This is a genomic window from Microbulbifer mixtoriginis (SeqCode) (assembly GCF_052467945.1).
Map to the genome: position 1 here is coordinate 969,243 of NZ_CP174328.1, position 18,330 is coordinate 987,572.

The following is an 18,330-nucleotide window of genomic DNA, read 5'->3' on the forward strand; positions in this document are numbered from 1 at the left end:
CTGGCTGGTCTTAACATAACCGAATTGAGGGTATCAGGATGACCGATATCAAAGTGCCACTGCGTGAAATGCGTTTCGTAATGCGCGAGATGCTGGACTCAGATAAGCATTACGAGTCTCTGGGTTTTGAGGAGGCCACTCCTGATGTCGTGGATGCCATCCTGGAAGAGGGTGCTAAGTTCTGTGAAAACGTACTGGCTCCGCTGAATCAGATCGGCGACCAACAGGGCTGTACCTGGAAAGACGGTGAAGTCACCACTCCAGAAGGCTTTAAAGAGGCCTATCAGCAGTTTGTAGAAGCCGGCTGGCCGGCGCTGCCCCACGATCCCGAATACGGCGGTCAGGGCCTGCCGCCCTCTCTGGGCACCATCATGAGTGAAATGGTGGGTATTGCTAACTGGTCTTGGGGTATGTACCCCGGTCTTTCCCATGGTGCCATGAACACCCTGGAAGAGCACGGTACCGACGAGCAGAAGGCGGTTTATCTGACCAAGCTGGTTGAAGGCAGCTGGACCGGCACCATGTGTCTGACCGAGCCTCACTGTGGTACCGACCTGGGTATCCTGCGCACCAAGGCTGAGCCCAACGACGACGGTTCTTACGCGATTACCGGTACCAAGATCTTTATCTCCGCCGGTGAGCACGACATGACCGACAACATCGTGCATATCGTGCTGGCACGCCTCCCAGATGCGCCGGCTGGCACCAAGGGGATCTCCCTGTTCATCGTGCCCAAGTTTATGCCTAACGCTGATGGCTCTATCGGTGAGCGCAACGGTGTTGTATGTGGTTCTCTGGAACACAAGATGGGTATTCATGGTAATGCCACCGCAGTACTGAACTTTGACGGTGCTAAAGGCTTCCTGATTGGCGAGCCCAACAAAGGTCTGAACTACATGTTCACCTTTATGAATACTGCGCGTCTGGGTACCGCTTTGCAGGGCCTTGCCCACTCCGAAATCGGCTTCCAGAAGTCCTTGGCTTACGCTAAAGATCGCCTGCAAATGCGCTCCCTGTCTGGCGTTAAGAACCCAGAGGGTCCCGCTGACCCAATTATCGTGCACCCTGATGTACGTCGCATGCTGATGACCCAAAAGGCCATCTCTGAAGGCAGCCGTATGTTGGTTGTTACTTGTGCGCAACTGGTTGACATCACTCATAAAGGTGATGAGGAAGCGAAGAAAGAAGCGGAAGATCTGCTGGCATTCCTAACGCCGATCGCTAAAGCATTCATTACCGAAGCCGGTCTTGAGTCTGCCAACCTGGGCCTGCAGTGCTTCGGTGGCCACGGCTACATCGCCGAGTGGGGCATGGAGCAGAATGTGCGCGATGCGCGTATCTCCACCATCTACGAAGGTACCACTGGCGTTCAAGCACTCGACCTGCTGGGTCGTAAGGTATTGATGAGTCAGGGTGAGCTGCTGCGCCACTTCACCAAGAAAGTGCACAAGTTCTGCCAGGCGGAAATTGATAATGAAGCGCTTGCGCCTTTTGTTACCAAGCTGCAAGAGCTGAACAAGCAGTGGGGCGACCTGACTCTGCACGTAGGCGGTAAGGCCATGGAGAATGCGGACGAAGTTGGTGCGGCTTCCGTGGATTACCTGATGTTCTCCGGCTACACCGTGCTGGGTTACCTGTGGGCGCGTGCTGCTAAAGTAGCTAACGAGAAGTTAGCTGAAGGCACTGCTGAAGTAGATTTCTATCAAGCCAAGCTGAAGACTGCCCGTTTCTATTTCGAGCGCATCCTTCCGCGTACCTCCAGTCATGCTGAAACCATGCTGAGCGGTGCGGCCAACCTGATGGATCTGGACGCAGAACATTTCGCGTTCTAAATCCAATCTCAATAAAAAACCGCCGGTCTTCACCGGCGGTTTTTTTTACCGGCGCCGAAGTGGCCAATGACGGAGACATTCCGATGCAATTGCCGGATTCAGTTCAGGAGCGCCTGCGGCGCATAGCTTGTTTGCACCCACTTGCTCGGGTACAGTTCCGCCTGCCGGATGCCTGTGACTTTTATGTTTACGTAAAAGGAGCTCCGAATGATCTCGAAGTGGTTTCTGAGTTCGGGCAAACGGAAGAACCGGCGCTAATATTGGAAATGGCTAATCACACTTTGAATGCGATTTTGGCTGGCCATTTAAACGCTAGACATGCTTTTTTGTTGGGAGATGTCCAGTACTCTGGAGATAGAGAATTGGCCGCTGCGTTGGCAGGTTTGTTTCCTGCGCAGGGTAAAGAGGACGATGGATTTGGAGAGGCATGAATAAGTCTCTTTTTTATTGTCTCGCAACATACTACAAACAATAAATAAATTCTCGCTGGCTCCGAAAAATGGCAGGTTTCGTCTATAAGGGCGAGAGATGTGAGCAAGCGATAACAACAATCAGGAATGGGAGAAGAGAGTTGGACATTGATCGCAGCATTCTCGATGTATTTAAAGGCGCTTGCGCCAAATTTGGTGACCGACCGGCTTTCACCTGCCTGGGGCGAACTCTGACTGTCGGTGATATCGACACCTTGAGCGCGAAATTCGCATCTTATTTGCAAAATCACACCAATTTGAAGCCCGGTGATCGCATCGCTATCCAGCTGCCCAATGTACTGCAGTACCCTGTAGTTGTATTTGGTGCTTTGCGAGCTGGACTTGTGGTCGTCAATACCAATCCGCTGTATACCCAGCGTGAATTAAAGCACCAGTTGAATGACTCCGGTGCCAAAGCATTGGTTGTACTGGCGAATATCGCTGATACCGCTTCGGCTGTTGTTGCTGAAACCAGTGTGGAGAAAGTGATCGTTACTGAGATCGCAGACCTGCACAGCCCTTTAAAGCGGGTTCTGATCAACGGCGTTGCCAAGCACATCAAAAAAATGGTGCCGGAATTCTCTTTTGCCCAGCAGGTAAATTTCCGTGAGGTACTGGCTCTCGGTGCACAGCAGGGCAGTGAGGATGTTGAGCGCGCACCAGAAGATATCGCCGTGTTGCAATACACCGGTGGCACCACCGGTGTTGCCAAGGGTGCGATGCTGACCAATCGCAACCTGGTTGCCAATATGCAGCAGGTTCTTGAAGCGTTTGGTAGTGGTATGAAAGAGGGTGAGGAGTTCTATATTGCGCCGCTGCCGCTCTACCATATTTACGCTTTCACTATCCATTGCATGTGCCTTTTCTCCACCGGCAACCACTCTCTGCTGATTCCAAACCCGCGCGATATTCCCGGCTTTGTGAAAACCTTGAAGGGGCAGCGCTTTACCGGCTTTGTTGGTCTGAACACCCTGTTTAATGGCTTGATGCTGAATAAAGATTTTGCCGAATTGGATTTCAGCAAACTGCACTCCACGGCTTCTGGTGGTATGGCTCTGACCAGAGACACTGCCAAGCGCTGGGAAGATATGACCGGCTGTGTGGTTATGGAAGGCTACGGTATGACCGAGACTTCTCCGGTTGTTTCTTTTAACCCCACCGAGGGCGTACAGCTGGGTACTGTGGGTATCCCGGTTCCGGGAACTGAAGTTAAAGTCGTGGATGAAAATGGCAACGATCTGCCGAATAACTCTCCCGGTGAGCTCTGTGTGCGTGGTCCCCAGGTAATGAAGGGATACTGGCAGCGCCCAGAAGCCACTGCCGATACCCTCGATAGTGAAGGTTGGTTGAACACCGGTGATATGGCGGTGATTCAGGATGATGGATACATCAAGATTGTGGATCGCAAGAAGGACATGATTATTGTGTCTGGCTTCAACGTATATCCCAACGAAATTGAAGATATCGTCAGTGCCCATCCAAAAGTGACCGAAGCCGCTGCAATTGGTATTCCCGATGAAAAAAGTGGTGAACAGGTGAAGCTTTTTGTTATCAAGGCTGACCCGTCTTTGACTGAGAAAGAAGTTATCGCTTTCTGTCGAGAGAATATGACGGCATACAAGGTGCCGAGAAAGGTCGAGTTCCGTGAAGATTTGCCAAAGACTAATGTCGGTAAAATCCTGCGTCGTGAACTTCGCGATGAAGAACTGAAGAAAAAGGATGCTATCGGCGCTTAGTTATAAGTTTATCCGGCAATTAATTGGCGGATAACTGCGACACAAGGATGTGTCGCCAACGATAGCCGTTTCCTAAATCCCGCCCCCTAGTAAGCCTGTTTAAATCTGCCATTCTCCGCTGGTCTCAACTGTTTCAATATATCTTCAGTTGCGACTAGAACACTTAAGTGCACCTTGAAAAAGTGCTCGGACCTTTCCGCTGTTAATGCTTTCGTGGCCAACTTTTTTTATTGTTAATTTCCTTATCTTTTTTTGGGATAACCCATTGAAGTTAAAGTGACCATTTATTAGTAGGCTATCCTCACCCCGATGTACACAGGTCTAATGGAAGGGGGCTCTCTATAACGCGTGACAATTATCTAGGATTTGCTTGGGTATTTTTATCTTGTCTAGGGGGAGTTTAGCTTTTGTCCGATTGCCATGCCTCGCGATTAAAGTGACGGCAGGTGCTGCAAAACTGAATGAATCAATTTCCAAAGAGTTTATAGTGGTGGCAAGGTCGATGAGGGGGATATGGACTCTACGGCAGTAGTGCTGATGGTATCACTGCCGTAGAGTGGCTGGAGAGAGGGTTACTTACGGGCTTCGGCACTCGCATCGCGAATTGCGCGGAACTCGTTGCCCTCATACCAGTTGGGCCAATCGCGGCTGTTGGCCAGTTTCAGGCCTAGTTTTAGGCCAAGCTGCAGGTCCATTGCCGAGCCCTTCAGATTCCAAGAGGGGTCGTACTCATCGCCAGGCTTGTGGTAGTGCTGGCTAACATACTCGGCACCTTTTGCCTGGGCCCACTCGCGGCCATGCTCAAAGTTGTCGCTGCCGGAGTCGAAATACAGCATGGGCACGCCTTTCTTCGCCAGGCTGAAATGATCTGAACGATAGAAGTAGCCGCGCTCCGGGTGCTCTTCCGGGGCTAAATAGCGGCCTTGTCCTTTGGCGGATACCTCCAGCATTTGCTCCAGCTCACTGCTGCCATAACCGATTACAGTAATGTCGCGGGCTGGGCCCAATACGTTCATGGCATCAAAGTTAATGCCAGCAACGGTTTTCTCCAAAGGAGCGACAGGTTTTTCGGCGTAGTACTTGGAGCCGAGCAGGCCTGACTCTTCAGCCGTTACGGCAACGAACAGCAGTGAGCGCTCTGGGCGATCCAGCTTCACCGCCTCAGCGGCCATAGCGATTAAACCAGCGGTACCGGTGGCATTATCGACGGCCCCGTTAAAGATCTGGTCTTCACCATCTGCATTTTTGTTAACGCCCAGGTGGTCCCAGTGCGCGGTGTAGACAATCACCTCGTCGGGGTGCTTGTTGCCCGAAAGCTTGGCAACCACGTTGCGAGAATTAGACTTCTGCAGGCTGTTTTTCAGTTGTACGCTGGCGGTTATCCCCAGAGCCTTGGGTTTGAAGCCCTGAGTTTTGGCTGCGTCCATTTCCTTTTGCAGATCGAGGCCGGCGGAGCGGAATAGCGTATTGGCGGCTTGATTGGTCATCCAAGCTTCAATAGCAACCCGGTCTGCATTCTTATTTTCGGCTTCGAGGCTGACTTGCGCACCGGACCAGGAGCCACTAACCACTTCCCATGGATAGCCCGCAGCACCGGTCTCATGAATGATAATCGCACCGTCAGCTCCTTGGCGGGCGGCTTCCTCGAACTTGTAGCTCCAACGGCCGTAATAGGTCATGGCATTGCCATTGAACAAGGCCTTGTCCTGGGTCGCGTAACCGGGGTCATTCACCAAAATAACCGCAGTCTTGCCTTTCATATCCAATCCGGCGTAATCGTTCCAGTTATTTTCTGGAGCGACAATGCCGTAGCCCACAAATACCAACTCGCTGTTCTCCAGGGAAGAGCCTGCGGTCTGTCTCTGGGTGAAGGCCACCATATCGTCTATTGGTTGCAGGTTTTGCTCGAAACCATCGCCCTTGAATGTCAGGGGAGTGGTTTCAATTTCCATTTCCACGATAGGGACTTGCTGGAACCAGCTGGGTTTGCCGGCCGCATCCATAGCCCCAGGCTCCAGGCCCAGCGCCTTGAATTGCTCCGCCAGGTAATTCACGGTGAGCTCTTCACCCTTGGTAGCGGGAGCGCGCCCTTCAAACTTGTCGGAAGCAAGGATCGCAATGTGTTTGTGCAGGTCTGCAGCTATGGCATCGACCTGAGCCTGTTCGGCTTCACTGAGAGATAACTTGGCACTGTCAGCATGGTGGTGTTCGGCATGGGCTGCGTTGTGATCAGCCTCCGGCTTGGCCGCTTCAGTGGTGCTTTTGCCACAAGCGGTTAGTGCGCTGCCGACGGCAATGGTCAAACCGAGGCGACGCCAAAGAGTAGGGATTCGCATAATTATGTCCTGTGAGTCTTGCTCAGACACGGATTATGCACGATATAGAGCAAACTAACGACAATTCTTCGGTAGTCGGCTAGTCAAGCAGGCTGGTATCGCTGGGAAGTGAAAAGGGAGAGCCCGCGCATACTAACGCGGACTCTAAAGGATGTTTGTAAGTGAAGAGTTGGGCTGGGATTACTCGCTGCGCAGCCACTGGCCTTCAGTGGATTGGTCTTGATAGTTAATCCAGATCTTGTCGTAGCCCGTGGCTTCCTTCGCTGCTTTTAGGGCTTGGTTGTCTTTGCTGTTGGTGGGTACCTCAAAGACGTACTGGCTGCCAAGGGCTTGGCAGTTGGCGCTACCGTAAGCCCAGGGTCCGGTAGAGGCAGTGGCGACCCAGCTACCGTCGGTTACATTCTTGCAGGCGAAGCTGTATTGATTGCTGCAGTTGGCATCATTCCAACGTCCGTTACCCCACTGCATTGCACAGTCTTCATTGTTGAGGTTATTGGGTTCGTTCTGATCCCAGGACCAGATTGCGGCGGCGATACGGCCGTCACTAGTATTCATATTGTCCAGGTTGATAATGTTATGACCCTGGGCAAAGCCATTGCGTACATCGTTAGCGGTGATCCTCTCAATACCGCCATTGAAGATTTCTCCAATGGTGCCGATAGTGGTGCTGTCTTCCCAGACGCGACCAATCTCACCGAGGCCGGTAAATGCCATATTCTTCATGCTGCTATTACCCGAGCATCCGCCATCTTTCCATACGACAACCTGTTTTCCGGCAGCCAGCACCTGATTCTTGGTCAAGGTGCTTGGAATACTCTGGCAGCCGCCGCTGTAGTAGATTCTGTTGCCAAAGCGGCTGGTAATCTGGTCGTAAAGATCCTGGTGGCGTCCGTCGGAGTGGTCTTCAATGTATAGGATAATAACCTCATCCTGATTGGCGCTGTCCTCAAGCCAGGCTTTCACCTCATTAAAGCCCTCGGTAGCATACTTGTCGTTCAGGCTGCAGAGCCCATGGCAAAGCAGCAGGCGTTTGGGGTAGGAGAAGAGGTTCTCCATTTTTGCCGTCCAGTGGACGTCCAGTTCAATAAATCTTGCTCCCATTCGCAGTTGATCCTTAATGGAGTATTCCTGCTGGGGGTCGAGATAGCGGCAACCAACGGAGAAATTACAGGCTCGATAGACCTCTGAGTTGTAAGTGTTGTGGGTACCGAGAATATTATTCTCACTCATTGGGGTGTGGTTATCGATTTTACGTTGCAGGTCCAGGGCTCTGCCTGTCCAGCTATTTTGAAAGTCGGAAACTGTGTCTGCCCATAGTGGTGAACAGATAAGCAGCGACAAAACGGCTGTAATCTGGATTGATTGCATGATATTGAGTTTCATTATTATTCTCCGGGGGCTTTCTGGATGGATAGCCTTTTCGTTCGTTTGGGGTTTTAAGATAAAGAGAAAGATTTTTTAATCTTTTTTGCTCAATTATTTTGCGGAACCCTATTGGTACCTTTTTATTGTTTTCTTTTTTTACTATGGGCGGATTTTTCTGTCTAGAGAAAGTGGTGTGATTTAGCAGCTTTTGGGATATTGGTTTGGTTTTGTTGGGATTGCTTGGATAGAAAGTTCCAATATCCCATTGATAATGTTCTGTAGTGACCAGGTATTCCATTTTTGCGGGGTTTTTTAATGCAAAAATACTCCAGTTAAGGGTCGCTATTGATGCCATAGGGCAGAGTTGTTGGCATGATAAACCCCTTATGCCCACTTGCCTCGGAAGCTGTGTGATGGGTTGGTGGGTCTTTTTTTCTTTTTGGCTATTGCCATAAGTCATAGATGTTTGATCTGAACATTTTTCTCCTTTTGCTTTAGGAAGGGGGGGAACTCAGGATTTGAAGTTGCGATACTATTTCATCCAATTTTAAGTGGATTTATGGGGTGCCAATATTGGGCTATTCTGAATCAATAAAATCTATATTTTTTTAAATTTTATATTGCTCTTTGGTCGTTCTCCAAGATAGCAGTACTTGCATATGATTAGTTGCTTTTGGGGGTGCTCTGCAAAGTGTACATCGGTTTGACTTGAGTTTAAGTGATTTCAGCTTTTATTCTTTTTTGAGTTCTTGTAAGTGAGGTATAAAATTTTATGCGTTACAAGAGGGGAAAGTATATTGCTCTCTAATTTAATGTTGAATAATTGCCGGTGCTTAAAATGATAAAAATAAAGTGTTTGTTGATAAGTTTATTCTTTGGTTTTTCTGTTGCTGCCAATGCGTATCAGTCAGCGTATTGTGCCAATCCCATTCTGGAAATAGATTTTGATGGAGTTGTGATTGCTGGTTCCAAGCAGAGACTAGTGAATGTTGCCCTCAGTGGGGAACCAATGCGGGTGGGCTGGGATTTGGATTTCGATGGAGATAAACAATCAGATCTCACGCATTGGTCAGATGCACAATTTACCAGTGTGGTATCGGGAGAGGTGGCGACCAAGGTCCAGTCTGTACACCGACAAATTCCCAGAGTTGAGGATGGAAAAATAGAGCTTTCCACAGATTTTGGGCAGTGGCATGGTCTGCTGGATAGTCGTGGAATTCTACTCGGACGTTTTGAACACTCCAATAGAATAAATGAAGATCGCGTCCATTCAATCTGGTGCTTTACCGAGCCCCCTCGTAAAACCTGGCAAATGGTGTTTCAACATGATCGCGCCGGTAGCACTATTGAAGGTGAAAAGTCCCAGTTAGTGGATGCTGTGGAAGGAGGGTGGGCGATACGGCTTGGTAGGCTAGATTTGACAAAGGAAAAATTAGAAAAAGAAATTGCTGCAAACAAAGTAGCGGAACTGGTACCTATCTCAGTGCAAATTTCACCTGAGGGAGAAGTCATTGCGCAATTACCGCAAACTTTTCTTCCAAAGCATTTCCTGGATTCCAGTATTAACCAATATGCAAAAAGTAAGGTTCTTTGGGGGGCTAAAGTTAGTACTGCAGGTGAGCTTGATTTAATTTGGGAGGATTTACACAGCGGGCAGATCTCTCGTCAACGGCGCAGCCAGATGGGGCTGGCCTGGTTTGTTGAGCGACCTGTAAAGTGAATTGCTGATAGGCTCAGCTTTATTTCGGAGAATGCCCCGGTTTATTGGGCCGGGGCTCAAGCTGATTTGAAATTACTTCAGGATTTTTAGGGTCTCGCGTATTGGGAACAAAATATCGCGGGCTAATTGCTGGCTGCGGGCTGGGGACCACCCCTCTACAGGGTCAGGCAGGTTGTCGTTATCCTTAAATGGCATTTCCAGGGTCAATGCCAGAGTGCGGAACTGATGACCGGCCCAGGCGGTGCCAATGGTAAGGTTGGCTTCGCCAGGTTTGTCCAGCTCATAACCGTGCTCGGTTTGGAAGTCGGGGCTGATAGCCTCGTAGGCCTGTTTAAAGGTTTCTTCCAGTTCTGCATGGCGCTCGTCATAGCCGGGAATACCTTCACAGGCAGCAACGAAGTTATAGGGAAGTGCTTCGTCTCCATGAATATCTAAGAAGATATCCCCGCCGATTTCCAACATCTTTTCCCGAACGAGGAATACTTCCGGGCTGCGATCCATGGTGGGATTGAGCCACTCGCGATTGAGGTTGGCACCAGCGGCATTGGTGCGCAGGTGGCCGCGAACGCTGCCGTCGGGGTTCATATTGGGGACTACGTAGAAAACGGTATCTGCCAGCAGTTTCTGGGCTTGAGGGTTGGCATCATCCAACAGCGCCTCAAGGAATCCCTCTACAAACCACTCCGCCATGGTTTCTCCGGGGTGCTGGCGTGCAATCATCCATACCCGATGCTTGGCGGTTTCGGCATCTCCGATAGTGAGCATGGTCATATCACGTTGGTCGAGGGTTTTGCCAAGGGTTTGGATTTTTACCCGCTCATTGCTCTGAGCCCAGGCCAGCAGATCCAGGTGGCGCTCCCAGGAGTAAGGTGCGAAGTAAGCCAGGTAAATACTGGGCTCATCCAGGGTTACGGTAAAGTCGAGAGTCTTGCCATCGTAATTGGCGCCGATGCGGAACCAATTCTGACGGTCATAGGAAGCGCACACCCGATAGTTTTCCCAGCCTTCCGGGTAGGCGGATTTACCTGCATTGACAATACTCAGTGGATAGCTTGCGCCCACCTCACCCTCTAGTCGAAAGTGAAACCACTGGTAGAAATCGGAGTTATTATCCTGGTGTATAGCCAGCTGAATAGGACTGCTTTCAGCGTTGATCACTTCGATATTGCCGCTGTCAAAGGCACTGGTTATGTACATGTAGTGAGCTCCACTCTTGTTGTTGGGCGCAGGATACAGCTCTGGAGGGATTTTTTCAGGGGGAGGGTGGGGGATTTCGCCACTTGAGGGTGCAATTTTGCGCTTTCTGAAATTAAAAAAGCACGGTACCGAATTCGATACCGTGCTTTAGCCATTCCATGGCGGCACCCGCTACGACTACTGCTCCCTGAAATTTCCGGTGTCGGACCCCTGGCGACTGCTCACTGCCCGGCCTGATCACAAGTGCGTCAATCCACACTGTCAGAAATCGACTACATCTCCTTAACATCCCGCAACAAGTGCTGGTTAAAGTTTAGGCAGTTCGATTGGGCAATTGTTGTACGTTGGTGCAGATAGGCGTAAATTTGCTTATCTTTCACCCCGTCGATAATGAGTTGATTGAGAGCTGTAGGGGAGAAACTCGAAAGCTTGGCGGAGCCCATTACAGGGGAAGTATCCGCCTGGACAATATTATCAAAGTTAATAATAGAGGTAGGCCATGAATAGAAATCTAAAGCGTGGCATTGTATTCAGCGGTTTGCTGACCGTGGTGATCAATATGAGTGCTTGTGGTTACTTTCTGTATCCGGAGCGCAAAGGGCAGAGTGGTGGACGGGTTGACCCGGCTGTATTGATACTAGATGGGGCCGCACTGTTATTTGGTATCATCCCCGGTATTGTGGCTTTTGCGGTAGATATCACCAATGGCACCATTTATTTACCGCCGGGGAGTAGCTCTGTAATCGACCGCCACGTCAGTAGCCTGGATGGAGGCGAAGTGCGTCAGGTAATCGACGAAGAGGGGCAGGCCTGGCTTGAGATGCCGATAGAAACTTTCACCTCGGAAGAGAAGACCCTGCAGAGCCTGGGGAAAACCTTATCTGATGTCACCGAAAGCCAGATCGATGCCAGTGATATCGTTTGGCTAGAGGACTCTGCAGCCTTGCGGGCTGCAACTGCCACCCAGACCGCATCGCGCTAAATTTTTCCGCTTTCTTTCCTTGATTTATGGGGACTACAAGTTGGCACTTGTAGTCCCTTTTTCCTGCGTCTCATGAGCGCTGGTTCAATACAGACCTTCTAGTGCCAAAGGAACCACGCTGGCTGCCAGTAAAAGGCCCATGGTGATATTAAACAGTCTCAGGTGGTTGGGTTTGGTCAGAAAGCGCTTTAGCCCTATACCAAAGAACAGCCAAACAGCGACACAGGGACCGCCTATGGCTATAAAGGCTAGGGCGATCTGCAATATGTCTTTCCACACTTCGCCACTTGGGCTTGTGAATGCTGCTAGGGCACCTATGGCCATAATCCAGCCTTTGGGGTTGACCCACTGAAAGGCGATGGCCTGAAAAAATGAAAAGGGATGGCGATCGCTGGTGGAGTCTATCTCGCGGGTTGAAGCGATCAGCCAGGCCAGATATAGCAGATAGCCAATGCCTACCCAGCGGATAATCTCGTGAAGTACTGGAAATTGGCTGAAGACCGAGCCGAGGCCCAGCCCTACAGCAATGACCATTGCGGGAAACCCAAGCCAGATACCCAGCAGGTGTGGTAAGGAGCGGCCGGCGCCGTGATTTAATCCAGAGGACATGATCATTAAGTTGTTGGGGCCAGGGGTGATACTGGTGGAAAAGACAAAAAGGGCAATGGGCAACAGCGTTTCTATCAAGGGGGCCTCAGGGTCAATTGTGGGCATCATGCTAAGATGCAGGCAAAACCAGAGAAGCACAAGTGAAATTGATCGACAGCCATTGTCATTTTGATTTTCAAATTTTCGAGACCGATCGGGCTCAGGTCTGGCAGCGCTGTGTCGCCAAGGGGATCAGTCAACTGATTATCCCCGGTGTTTGTAAATCCCAGTGGCAAAGGCTTGCGCTGTTGGTTGACGGTCAGCCCCATTGGCATGCGGCTGCTGGAGTCCATCCTTGGTGGGTGTCAAAAAACTGCCAGGAAGATGAAGAGTGCATCAATGAGGTGCAACTGAACCGTGCACTAGCCGAGCATCTGCAGCAGTATCGCTGTATTGCTGTCGGAGAGTGTGGCCTGGATGCCGCTATAGCAACTCCGTTGGAAAAACAAATTGCTGTATTTAAAACACAGCTGGAAGTTGCCAGTGACTTACAGCTACCACTGATTTTACATGTGCATCGGGCGCACAACGAAGTACTTAAGCTATTGAAGCAATACCCTCTACCAAGGGGAGGAGTGGTACATGCATTTAGTGGTAGTGAGCAGATGGCTATGGACTACTGGAAAATGGGCTTTTATTTGGGCGTTGGTGGCACTATCACTTACAGTCGCGCGGCCAAAACCCGCAAGACCGTTACACGTATGCCGTTAGAGAGTCTGATACTGGAATCCGATGCACCCGATATGCCACTGGCAGGGCGGCAGGGACAGCGAAATAGCCCAGAAAATCTGCCATTAATAGCCGCGGAGTTAGCGGCGCTTCGCGGTATTTCTTTACAAGAAATTGCCAGCGCAACACGAAAGAATACTGAGATATTATTTGCCCTATGAGTTTTTCTGCAGAGCAATTCAAGAAGCAGTTTCCACTTTTTGCCCAGGAGGAAAATGCAGGATTAGTCTACCTGGATAATGCAGCTACCACGCAAAAACCGCTATCCGTTATTAATGCGATGCGGGATTACTATATTCACAGTAGTGCCAACACTCATAGATCTAGTCATCGATTGGCGCGCAGGTCTACTGAAATGGTCGAGCAGGTGCGCAATGAAACCAAGCAGTTTGTGAATGCCGTTAGTGCCAAAGAAATCATTTTTTGTCGCGGTGCAACTGAGGCCCTGAATCTGCTCGCCCATTGTCTTTGCAGTGAATTACTGCCTGGCGATGAGATAGTTATTTCCACCGCTGAACATCACGCGAATATCGTACCCTGGCAGATGATGGCCAAGCGCCATAATCTGATTCTGCGCTATGTGCCCCACACTGCAGGAATTCCCCAGTTTGATCGACTGGGAGAGGTGTTGAACAATCGTACGCGAGTGGTTTCTCTGACCGGTGGTTCCAACTCAATAGGTTTGCGTCCAGATCTCTCATTAATTCGAAAATTGTTACGATCTTGGCAACTTATGTGGATCGTGGATGGCGCTCAGTTGGCCGCTCATGAAGAAATTGATGTACAAAAAATTGGTTGTGATTTCTTTGTTTGTTCCGCACATAAGTTTTACGGCCCCAGTGGGATCGGTTTTCTCTACGGGCGCGAAACCCTTTTGGAGTCAATGCCCCCTTGGCACGGTGGGGGTGAGATGATAGCGGAAGTGGAATTCCAGCAGAGCCACTACGCCGAATTACCTCATAAATTTGAGGCGGGCACATCACCACTGGCTGCAATAGCCGGGCTGGGGGCGTCACTGGATTTCCTCTCCCGACAGGATCGTACCGCTATGGCCGAACATGAACAAAGACTGACACACTGGCTGCACCGGGAACTCAATGCATCCCCAAACTTTCGTTTGATCAGTCAAGCTAGTCACAACCTCGGAATAATTTCATTTGTGCCGCTCGAAGGCAGTGCTACGGATTTAATGCACTGGCTGGATGAGCGGGATATTGCCGTGCGGGTGGGGCATCACTGTGCGCAAATACTGGGGCGAACCAGTGGCAATCAGGTTACAGTGCGCGCCTCTATAGCGGCTTATAACACCGACGATGATATCAGGGCATTTCTGCAGGCGTTAGAGGACTATTGTGAGGTCCAACAGCTGGTCACATCTGGGGTAGAGGTTCACTCCAAAAGCTGGGCAAGAGATGATTTTTCCCTGTTGCAACTTGAGCGCCTGGCCTCTCATCAAAATTGGCAGGGGCGTTATCGTGAGCTATTGCAGTGGAGTAAAGTGGTTACCCGTAAGCCCGAGATCCGCAATCCGGAGAATCTCGTTCGTGGCTGTGAATCTGAGGCCTGGTTAGTTCACAGGGAAAAAGATGGGCGTCACTTCTTTGGACTCGACAGCGATAGTCGGGTGGTGAAAGGGCTCGGGGCACTGTTGCTTTCTCAGATAGATGGTTGCACTGCGGACGAGGTCCAAGCATTGGATCTGCCCCAGCTATTTAATGAATTGGGGCTGAGTAAGCACTTGAGTCAGTCTCGCAGTAATGGGTTCTATGCTTTGATGCGCCGCGCATTACATCAGATAGAGAGCGGCGCAGAGCGGTCTTGATGGTTATACACCTTGGTTGGCAGGGCTGAGGCTTGGGACTCTACCGGGCGTTTTAGCTTTCAGGCCGAACAGTAATCGCAGCAAGGGCACCCGCCGAATGATAAATTCATGAATAGCGAGACACCCTATCACCGTTATTAAAAAGACCAGTAGGGGCTCGATAACCGGCCCCATGGAAAACTCTTTCAACTTAAAGAGCGCCGCAACAGTAATTGTCTGGTGCAGGATGTACCAGGGGTAAACTGCCTCTGTGGCATAGGGCAACCATGTAAACGGGCGGTTGAGGCAGTAGTGTCCCCAAGCTAATACTGTAAGTAGCCAGAACCAACGATTGGCATAAATCACTATCAGTTGAATTAAAGACTGCCCAGGAATTATATCCTCTTCCAATACCCGATCGAACAGCAGGAATAGGCAAAAACAAAGCGGAGCTGCAATCAGCAGGAAGAAGCGCAGGCGCACTAGCAGTTTCCATGGAGCCTCATTGCTGACAAGCAGGTAGCCGAATAGAAAGAAAGTGAAAAATTGTGCATGGGTATACCAATCACCAACAACGGCGTAGTTAATTCCACCAAAAAGCGGGAAGAGATAGAGGCCGTATAAAGTGAGGGGTAGCAGCGGCATGAATAGAAGCTGCCAGGCTCTAAAGCGAGATAGCCAGTGTCCTAGTCCTGGCCCGTAGGTATGCAGAAAATAAGATACTGGAATAATGGCTAGTGTGTAGCAGAGCAGGTAGGGTAAATACCAGAGGTGATTCCAGGTGAAGCCAACATGGCTACCTGCAAAGCTCTCGGCCGGCCAGGGTTGAAACGTAAAGTATTGCCAGAGGAAGCTTAGGTAACCTGGCTCTATGACGCCGTTGGAGAGCGCCTCATAGTAAGCTTGTGGTGGCACTATAACCAGTATGCCGAAGAGAAGTGGGATAAGTAGCTGTCGCAATCGCCTCAGCAGAAACCGAGCGCTCCCAAGCTTAGCCAGCAGAAAGTATGTTGCGGCCCCAGAGATCAGGAACAGCAATGGCATTCGCCACTGGTTAACTGCCAGCATCAGGATCTGCAAAGGTTCACTCTGGTAAGTGCTCTTTACATGCCAGCCCCATTCAGCCACATAGGCCATCCCCAGGTGATACAAAATGAGTAGGGCAAAAGCGAGCACGCGCAGGGCATCAATGTCATGGCGGCGATGATTGTTTTTTTGCATGGCGTCCTTCATTTGGATTTGAAACAAGTTTCGCTATGTTCCTTGGGAAAATACCCTGTCTGCTATGCAAAGGACGTGAGATGCATTGCTAAAGGTGTGAATGGTGGTTTTCAGGGATGAGTTGAAGCTATGCTACCGGCAAAAATGCATGGGGATTGGAATAAATGACGGTACAAATGTACCTGGCGCGCAGGCGGCAATTTGAAATAGGGCTCTGCATTCTGTTCTTATTCGTACTATGGCTGGTGCAATTTACAGTAGTGTACCTGGAGCATCTCGGAGCGGAGTCCAGGTTTAAGCCTTGGGAGTTTTTGGTTTGGGAGGGCACCAGTATTCTGGTTGTGGGGCTGTTGTTCCCATTGATTCTGATCTGGGATCGTCGCTTTCCCCTAAGTAAGGAAACACTTGCTCGACATTTATTTATACATCTACTGCTGACCCTGCCTTGGTCGCTTTTACATGTTGTTGCTATGGTGGCACTGCGTACGGCGATCTACTACCTCGAAGGTGGCTCCTACAATTTTGGACACTGGGGAATTGAATTTTTCTATGAGTACCTGAAAGATTTTCGTACTTATGGCTTTCTACTGGGGGCTGTTTATTTATATCGTTTTCTCCTACGCCGCATACAAGGTGAGTCACTAGAACCCCCGGATGAAGGGCGACCTAAAGACTCTATTGAGCGCCTGGAGCGCCTTTTAATAAAGAAGCTGGGTAAAGAATTTCTGGTGAATGTAAGAGATATCGAGTGGGTGGAAGCCGCTGGGAATTATGTAAATTTACATTTGGGAGACAGAATTTATCCCCTTCGCGATACCATGGCAAAGTTACTGGAACGTTTAGACCCAGATGACTTTGTGCGGGTGCACCGCTCTTATATTGTGCGTTTGGATTCCATTGCCGAGATAATTCCCCTTGAAAGTGGAGATGCGCGTATTTGCTTAAAAGGTGGCCAACAAATCCCTGTAAGTCGTCGCTACAGGGATCTGCTCAGGACTCAGTTGAGGTCGGCTTAGCTTGTGCTTTTTGCCTGTAGAAGCCTTTCTATAGCTCGGGAAGCTGCCACAAAGCCAAAAGTGCCGGTAACCATGGTGGCTGCACCAAAGCCACCACTGCAATCTAATTTAACCCCATTCTGCATGGCGCTTTTCTGCTGGCAAACGTCACCATCGGGTTTCGGGTAAACCATCGACTCGCGGGAGAAAATGGCGTCCACACCGAACTGCCGTTTGCTGCTCTTTTGGAAATTGTGAAAACGATAGAGATGCTGACGCACCTTGGCTAGCATAGGGTCGTTGATGGTGCGACCGAGATCCGCACACTCAATGGCCTGTGGAGAGCGCTTACCACCGGCGGAGCCAACGGTGATCAGGCGCAATTTTCGCGCTTTGCAGTAGGCAACCAGCGAAGCTTTAACTCGCGCATTATCGATGGCGTCAATAACAATATCCAGACAATCTCTATCGGGGTCGATCAGCTCGGCCAGATTGTCTGTGGCGATAAAGTCATCGATAGCGGTGACCTGAATCTCCGGGTTGATCTGCCTGAGTCGGTCGGCCATGACCTCGATCTTCATGTGTCCAACCGTTGAGGAGAGGGCGTGGCACTGGCGATTAGTGTTGGTGATACATATATCGTCGAGATCAATTAGTGTCAGGGCGCCTACACCACTTCGGGCAAGTGCCTCAGCGATCCAGGTACCCACACCGCCGATGCCGATAACTAATATATGGGCCCGATTCAATATCTCCAGGGCATGGTTACCATACAGGCGGGCGATACCGCCAAAGCGTTGTAGGTATTGTTCAGACAGACTCATTGGGGCTCTTTTCCGATACTTCTTCCAGAAAGCGGTGCTTGTCTACCGCAGAGGGCAGTAAACAACTACTGCGCCGGCCAAACCAGCGGTAGCGATTGCGCGCTACCAAATCGTAGAGCCAATCCCGCACTGAGCGCGGAATGTAGCGCAAAACCACAAGATAACGCCAGTAGCCATCAAGGTTGGCTGAGATACGAAGGGCCGCCTCACTCTTATGGTATTGCTGGAAGCAATCTCCCTGTCGCTCTAATAGAATCACGGTCTCATAGGTTTTCAGGGGTAGCCCTAGCTTCCTCAAGTAGTGCTGGCCAGCCTGGGACTGTACTCGGCAGAGTGTGAAGCGACAATGAGGGTCGTACTTTATGAGCAGATGGCTCCAGCCGTTACAAAGGTTGCACTGGCTGTCGAAGAGGACGATTTTTTCAGGAAGAGAGGGGGGCATGGGGGAAAATAGCGGCCCGGAGGCCGCCAATA

The 18,330-nt window shown here is 50.3% G+C and carries 16 protein-coding genes; 8 read left to right on the plus strand and 8 right to left on the minus strand.

Translation table 11 applies throughout. The features are described 5' to 3' along the window. The first annotated feature begins 38 nt into the window (after window positions 1-38). The 3 genes from ACJJIJ_RS04320 (at window position 39) to ACJJIJ_RS04330 (ending at window position 4,038) form a co-directional block, all read left to right on the plus strand. Window positions 39-1,832, plus strand: coding sequence for an acyl-CoA dehydrogenase C-terminal domain-containing protein (locus ACJJIJ_RS04320; protein ID WP_252085346.1), 1,794 nt, complete (start codon window positions 39-41; stop codon window positions 1,830-1,832). Window positions 1,833-1,915: 83 nt separating this feature from the next. After that, window positions 1,916-2,263, plus strand: a complete 348-nt coding sequence (locus tag ACJJIJ_RS04325) for an SCP2 sterol-binding domain-containing protein (RefSeq protein WP_252085347.1) — start codon at window positions 1,916-1,918, stop codon at window positions 2,261-2,263. Window positions 2,264-2,403: 140 nt separating this feature from the next. Beyond that, the gene (locus ACJJIJ_RS04330) at window positions 2,404-4,038 is read left to right on the plus strand and encodes an AMP-binding protein (protein ID WP_444938733.1); all 1,635 of its coding nucleotides are present in this window, start codon (window positions 2,404-2,406) and stop codon (window positions 4,036-4,038) included. 572 nt (window positions 4,039-4,610) lie between these two features. Here the strand turns inward: ACJJIJ_RS04330 and ACJJIJ_RS04335 are convergent. The 3 genes from ACJJIJ_RS04335 to ACJJIJ_RS04345 form a co-directional block, all read right to left on the minus strand. Beyond that, window positions 4,611-6,374 (minus strand): M28 family metallopeptidase, encoded by a 1,764-nt coding sequence (locus ACJJIJ_RS04335; protein ID WP_444938734.1) that lies wholly within the window; start codon window positions 6,372-6,374, stop codon window positions 4,611-4,613. A gap of 180 nt (window positions 6,375-6,554) precedes the next feature. Next, a complete protein-coding gene (locus tag ACJJIJ_RS04340) occupies window positions 6,555-7,757 on the minus strand; it encodes a phosphatidylinositol-specific phospholipase C domain-containing protein (protein ID WP_444938735.1) in 1,203 nt (400 codons plus the stop codon). Next, entirely contained in the window at window positions 7,657-8,199 is a 543-nt protein-coding gene (locus ACJJIJ_RS04345) for a hypothetical protein (protein WP_444938736.1), read from the minus strand. The genes ACJJIJ_RS04340 and ACJJIJ_RS04345 overlap by 101 nt, the downstream gene beginning before the upstream one ends. Window positions 8,200-8,577: 378 nt before the next feature. On the opposite strand from ACJJIJ_RS04345, the gene ACJJIJ_RS04350 reads away from it, so the two are divergent. After that, window positions 8,578-9,459, plus strand: a complete 882-nt coding sequence (locus ACJJIJ_RS04350) for a hypothetical protein (RefSeq protein ID WP_444938737.1) — start codon at window positions 8,578-8,580, stop codon at window positions 9,457-9,459. A gap of 72 nt (window positions 9,460-9,531) precedes the next feature. Here the strand turns inward: ACJJIJ_RS04350 and ACJJIJ_RS04355 are convergent, their stop codons facing one another. After that, window positions 9,532-10,656 (minus strand): M14 family metallopeptidase, encoded by a 1,125-nt coding sequence (locus tag ACJJIJ_RS04355; RefSeq protein WP_444938738.1) that lies wholly within the window; start codon window positions 10,654-10,656, stop codon window positions 9,532-9,534. 499 nt (window positions 10,657-11,155) lie between these two features. Here ACJJIJ_RS04355 and ACJJIJ_RS04360 point away from each other — a divergent pair, with 499 nt between their 5' ends. Beyond that, a complete protein-coding gene (locus tag ACJJIJ_RS04360; protein WP_444885437.1) occupies window positions 11,156-11,638 on the plus strand; it encodes a hypothetical protein in 483 nt (160 codons plus the stop codon). Between the two features lie 84 nt (window positions 11,639-11,722). Here ACJJIJ_RS04360 and ACJJIJ_RS04365 read toward each other — a convergent pair whose 3' ends face one another. Further along, window positions 11,723-12,355, minus strand: a complete 633-nt coding sequence (locus ACJJIJ_RS04365; protein ID WP_444938739.1) for a LysE family translocator — start codon at window positions 12,353-12,355, stop codon at window positions 11,723-11,725. 32 nt (window positions 12,356-12,387) lie between these two features. Here ACJJIJ_RS04365 and ACJJIJ_RS04370 point away from each other — a divergent pair, with 32 nt between their 5' ends. Beyond that, entirely contained in the window at window positions 12,388-13,176 is a 789-nt protein-coding gene (locus ACJJIJ_RS04370) for a TatD family hydrolase (RefSeq protein ID WP_444890740.1), read from the plus strand. Beyond that, window positions 13,173-14,837: an aminotransferase class V-fold PLP-dependent enzyme gene (locus ACJJIJ_RS04375; RefSeq protein WP_444938740.1), complete on the plus strand. Its 1,665-nt coding sequence runs from the start codon at window positions 13,173-13,175 to the stop codon at window positions 14,835-14,837. Before ACJJIJ_RS04370 ends, ACJJIJ_RS04375 begins: the two co-directional genes overlap by 4 nt. A 3-nt stretch (window positions 14,838-14,840) precedes the next feature. On the opposite strand, the gene ACJJIJ_RS04380 is transcribed toward ACJJIJ_RS04375, so the two are convergent. Further along, the gene (locus tag ACJJIJ_RS04380; protein ID WP_444938741.1) at window positions 14,841-16,037 is read right to left on the minus strand and encodes an acyltransferase family protein; all 1,197 of its coding nucleotides are present in this window, start codon (window positions 16,035-16,037) and stop codon (window positions 14,841-14,843) included. A 164-nt stretch (window positions 16,038-16,201) separates the two neighbouring features. Between ACJJIJ_RS04380 and ACJJIJ_RS04385 the strand changes: the two genes are divergently transcribed. Next, window positions 16,202-17,053, plus strand: a complete 852-nt coding sequence (locus ACJJIJ_RS04385) for a LytR/AlgR family response regulator transcription factor (RefSeq protein ID WP_444938742.1) — start codon at window positions 16,202-16,204, stop codon at window positions 17,051-17,053. On the opposite strand, the gene tcdA is transcribed toward ACJJIJ_RS04385, so the two are convergent. Together tcdA and ACJJIJ_RS04395 are read right to left on the minus strand one after the other, a co-directional pair. Then, window positions 17,050-17,856: a tRNA cyclic N6-threonylcarbamoyladenosine(37) synthase TcdA gene (gene tcdA / locus ACJJIJ_RS04390; RefSeq protein ID WP_444938743.1), complete on the minus strand. Its 807-nt coding sequence runs from the start codon at window positions 17,854-17,856 to the stop codon at window positions 17,050-17,052. The two genes, ACJJIJ_RS04385 and tcdA, sit on opposite strands and share 4 nt — an antisense overlap. Continuing rightward, a complete protein-coding gene (locus ACJJIJ_RS04395; protein ID WP_444924672.1) occupies window positions 17,843-18,298 on the minus strand; it encodes a thiol-disulfide oxidoreductase DCC family protein in 456 nt (151 codons plus the stop codon). Before ACJJIJ_RS04395 ends, tcdA begins: the two co-directional genes overlap by 14 nt. Window positions 18,299-18,330: the final 32 nt, after the last annotated feature.

What these genes read in the sequence shown, in the direction of transcription:
- ACJJIJ_RS04320 (WP_252085346.1), top strand. Translation starts at nt 39, where the DNA reads ATGACCGATATCAAAGTGCCACTGCGTGAAATGCGTTTCGTAATGCGC.
- ACJJIJ_RS04325 (WP_252085347.1), top strand. Translation starts at nt 1,916, where the DNA reads ATGCAATTGCCGGATTCAGTTCAGGAGCGCCTGCGGCGCATAGCTTGT.
- ACJJIJ_RS04335 (WP_444938734.1), bottom strand. Translation starts at nt 6,374, where the DNA reads ATGCGAATCCCTACTCTTTGGCGTCGCCTCGGTTTGACCATTGCCGTC.
- ACJJIJ_RS04340 (WP_444938735.1), bottom strand. Translation starts at nt 7,757, where the DNA reads ATGAAACTCAATATCATGCAATCAATCCAGATTACAGCCGTTTTGTCG.
- ACJJIJ_RS04345 (WP_444938736.1), bottom strand. Translation starts at nt 8,199, where the DNA reads ATGACTTATGGCAATAGCCAAAAAGAAAAAAAGACCCACCAACCCATC.
- ACJJIJ_RS04350 (WP_444938737.1), top strand. Translation starts at nt 8,578, where the DNA reads ATGATAAAAATAAAGTGTTTGTTGATAAGTTTATTCTTTGGTTTTTCT.
- ACJJIJ_RS04355 (WP_444938738.1), bottom strand. Translation starts at nt 10,656, where the DNA reads ATGTACATAACCAGTGCCTTTGACAGCGGCAATATCGAAGTGATCAAC.
- ACJJIJ_RS04360 (WP_444885437.1), top strand. Translation starts at nt 11,156, where the DNA reads ATGAATAGAAATCTAAAGCGTGGCATTGTATTCAGCGGTTTGCTGACC.
- ACJJIJ_RS04365 (WP_444938739.1), bottom strand. Translation starts at nt 12,355, where the DNA reads ATGATGCCCACAATTGACCCTGAGGCCCCCTTGATAGAAACGCTGTTG.
- ACJJIJ_RS04375 (WP_444938740.1), top strand. Translation starts at nt 13,173, where the DNA reads ATGAGTTTTTCTGCAGAGCAATTCAAGAAGCAGTTTCCACTTTTTGCC.
- ACJJIJ_RS04380 (WP_444938741.1), bottom strand. Translation starts at nt 16,037, where the DNA reads ATGCAAAAAAACAATCATCGCCGCCATGACATTGATGCCCTGCGCGTG.
- ACJJIJ_RS04385 (WP_444938742.1), top strand. Translation starts at nt 16,202, where the DNA reads ATGACGGTACAAATGTACCTGGCGCGCAGGCGGCAATTTGAAATAGGG.
- tcdA (WP_444938743.1), bottom strand. Translation starts at nt 17,856, where the DNA reads ATGAGTCTGTCTGAACAATACCTACAACGCTTTGGCGGTATCGCCCGC.
- ACJJIJ_RS04395 (WP_444924672.1), bottom strand. Translation starts at nt 18,298, where the DNA reads ATGCCCCCCTCTCTTCCTGAAAAAATCGTCCTCTTCGACAGCCAGTGC.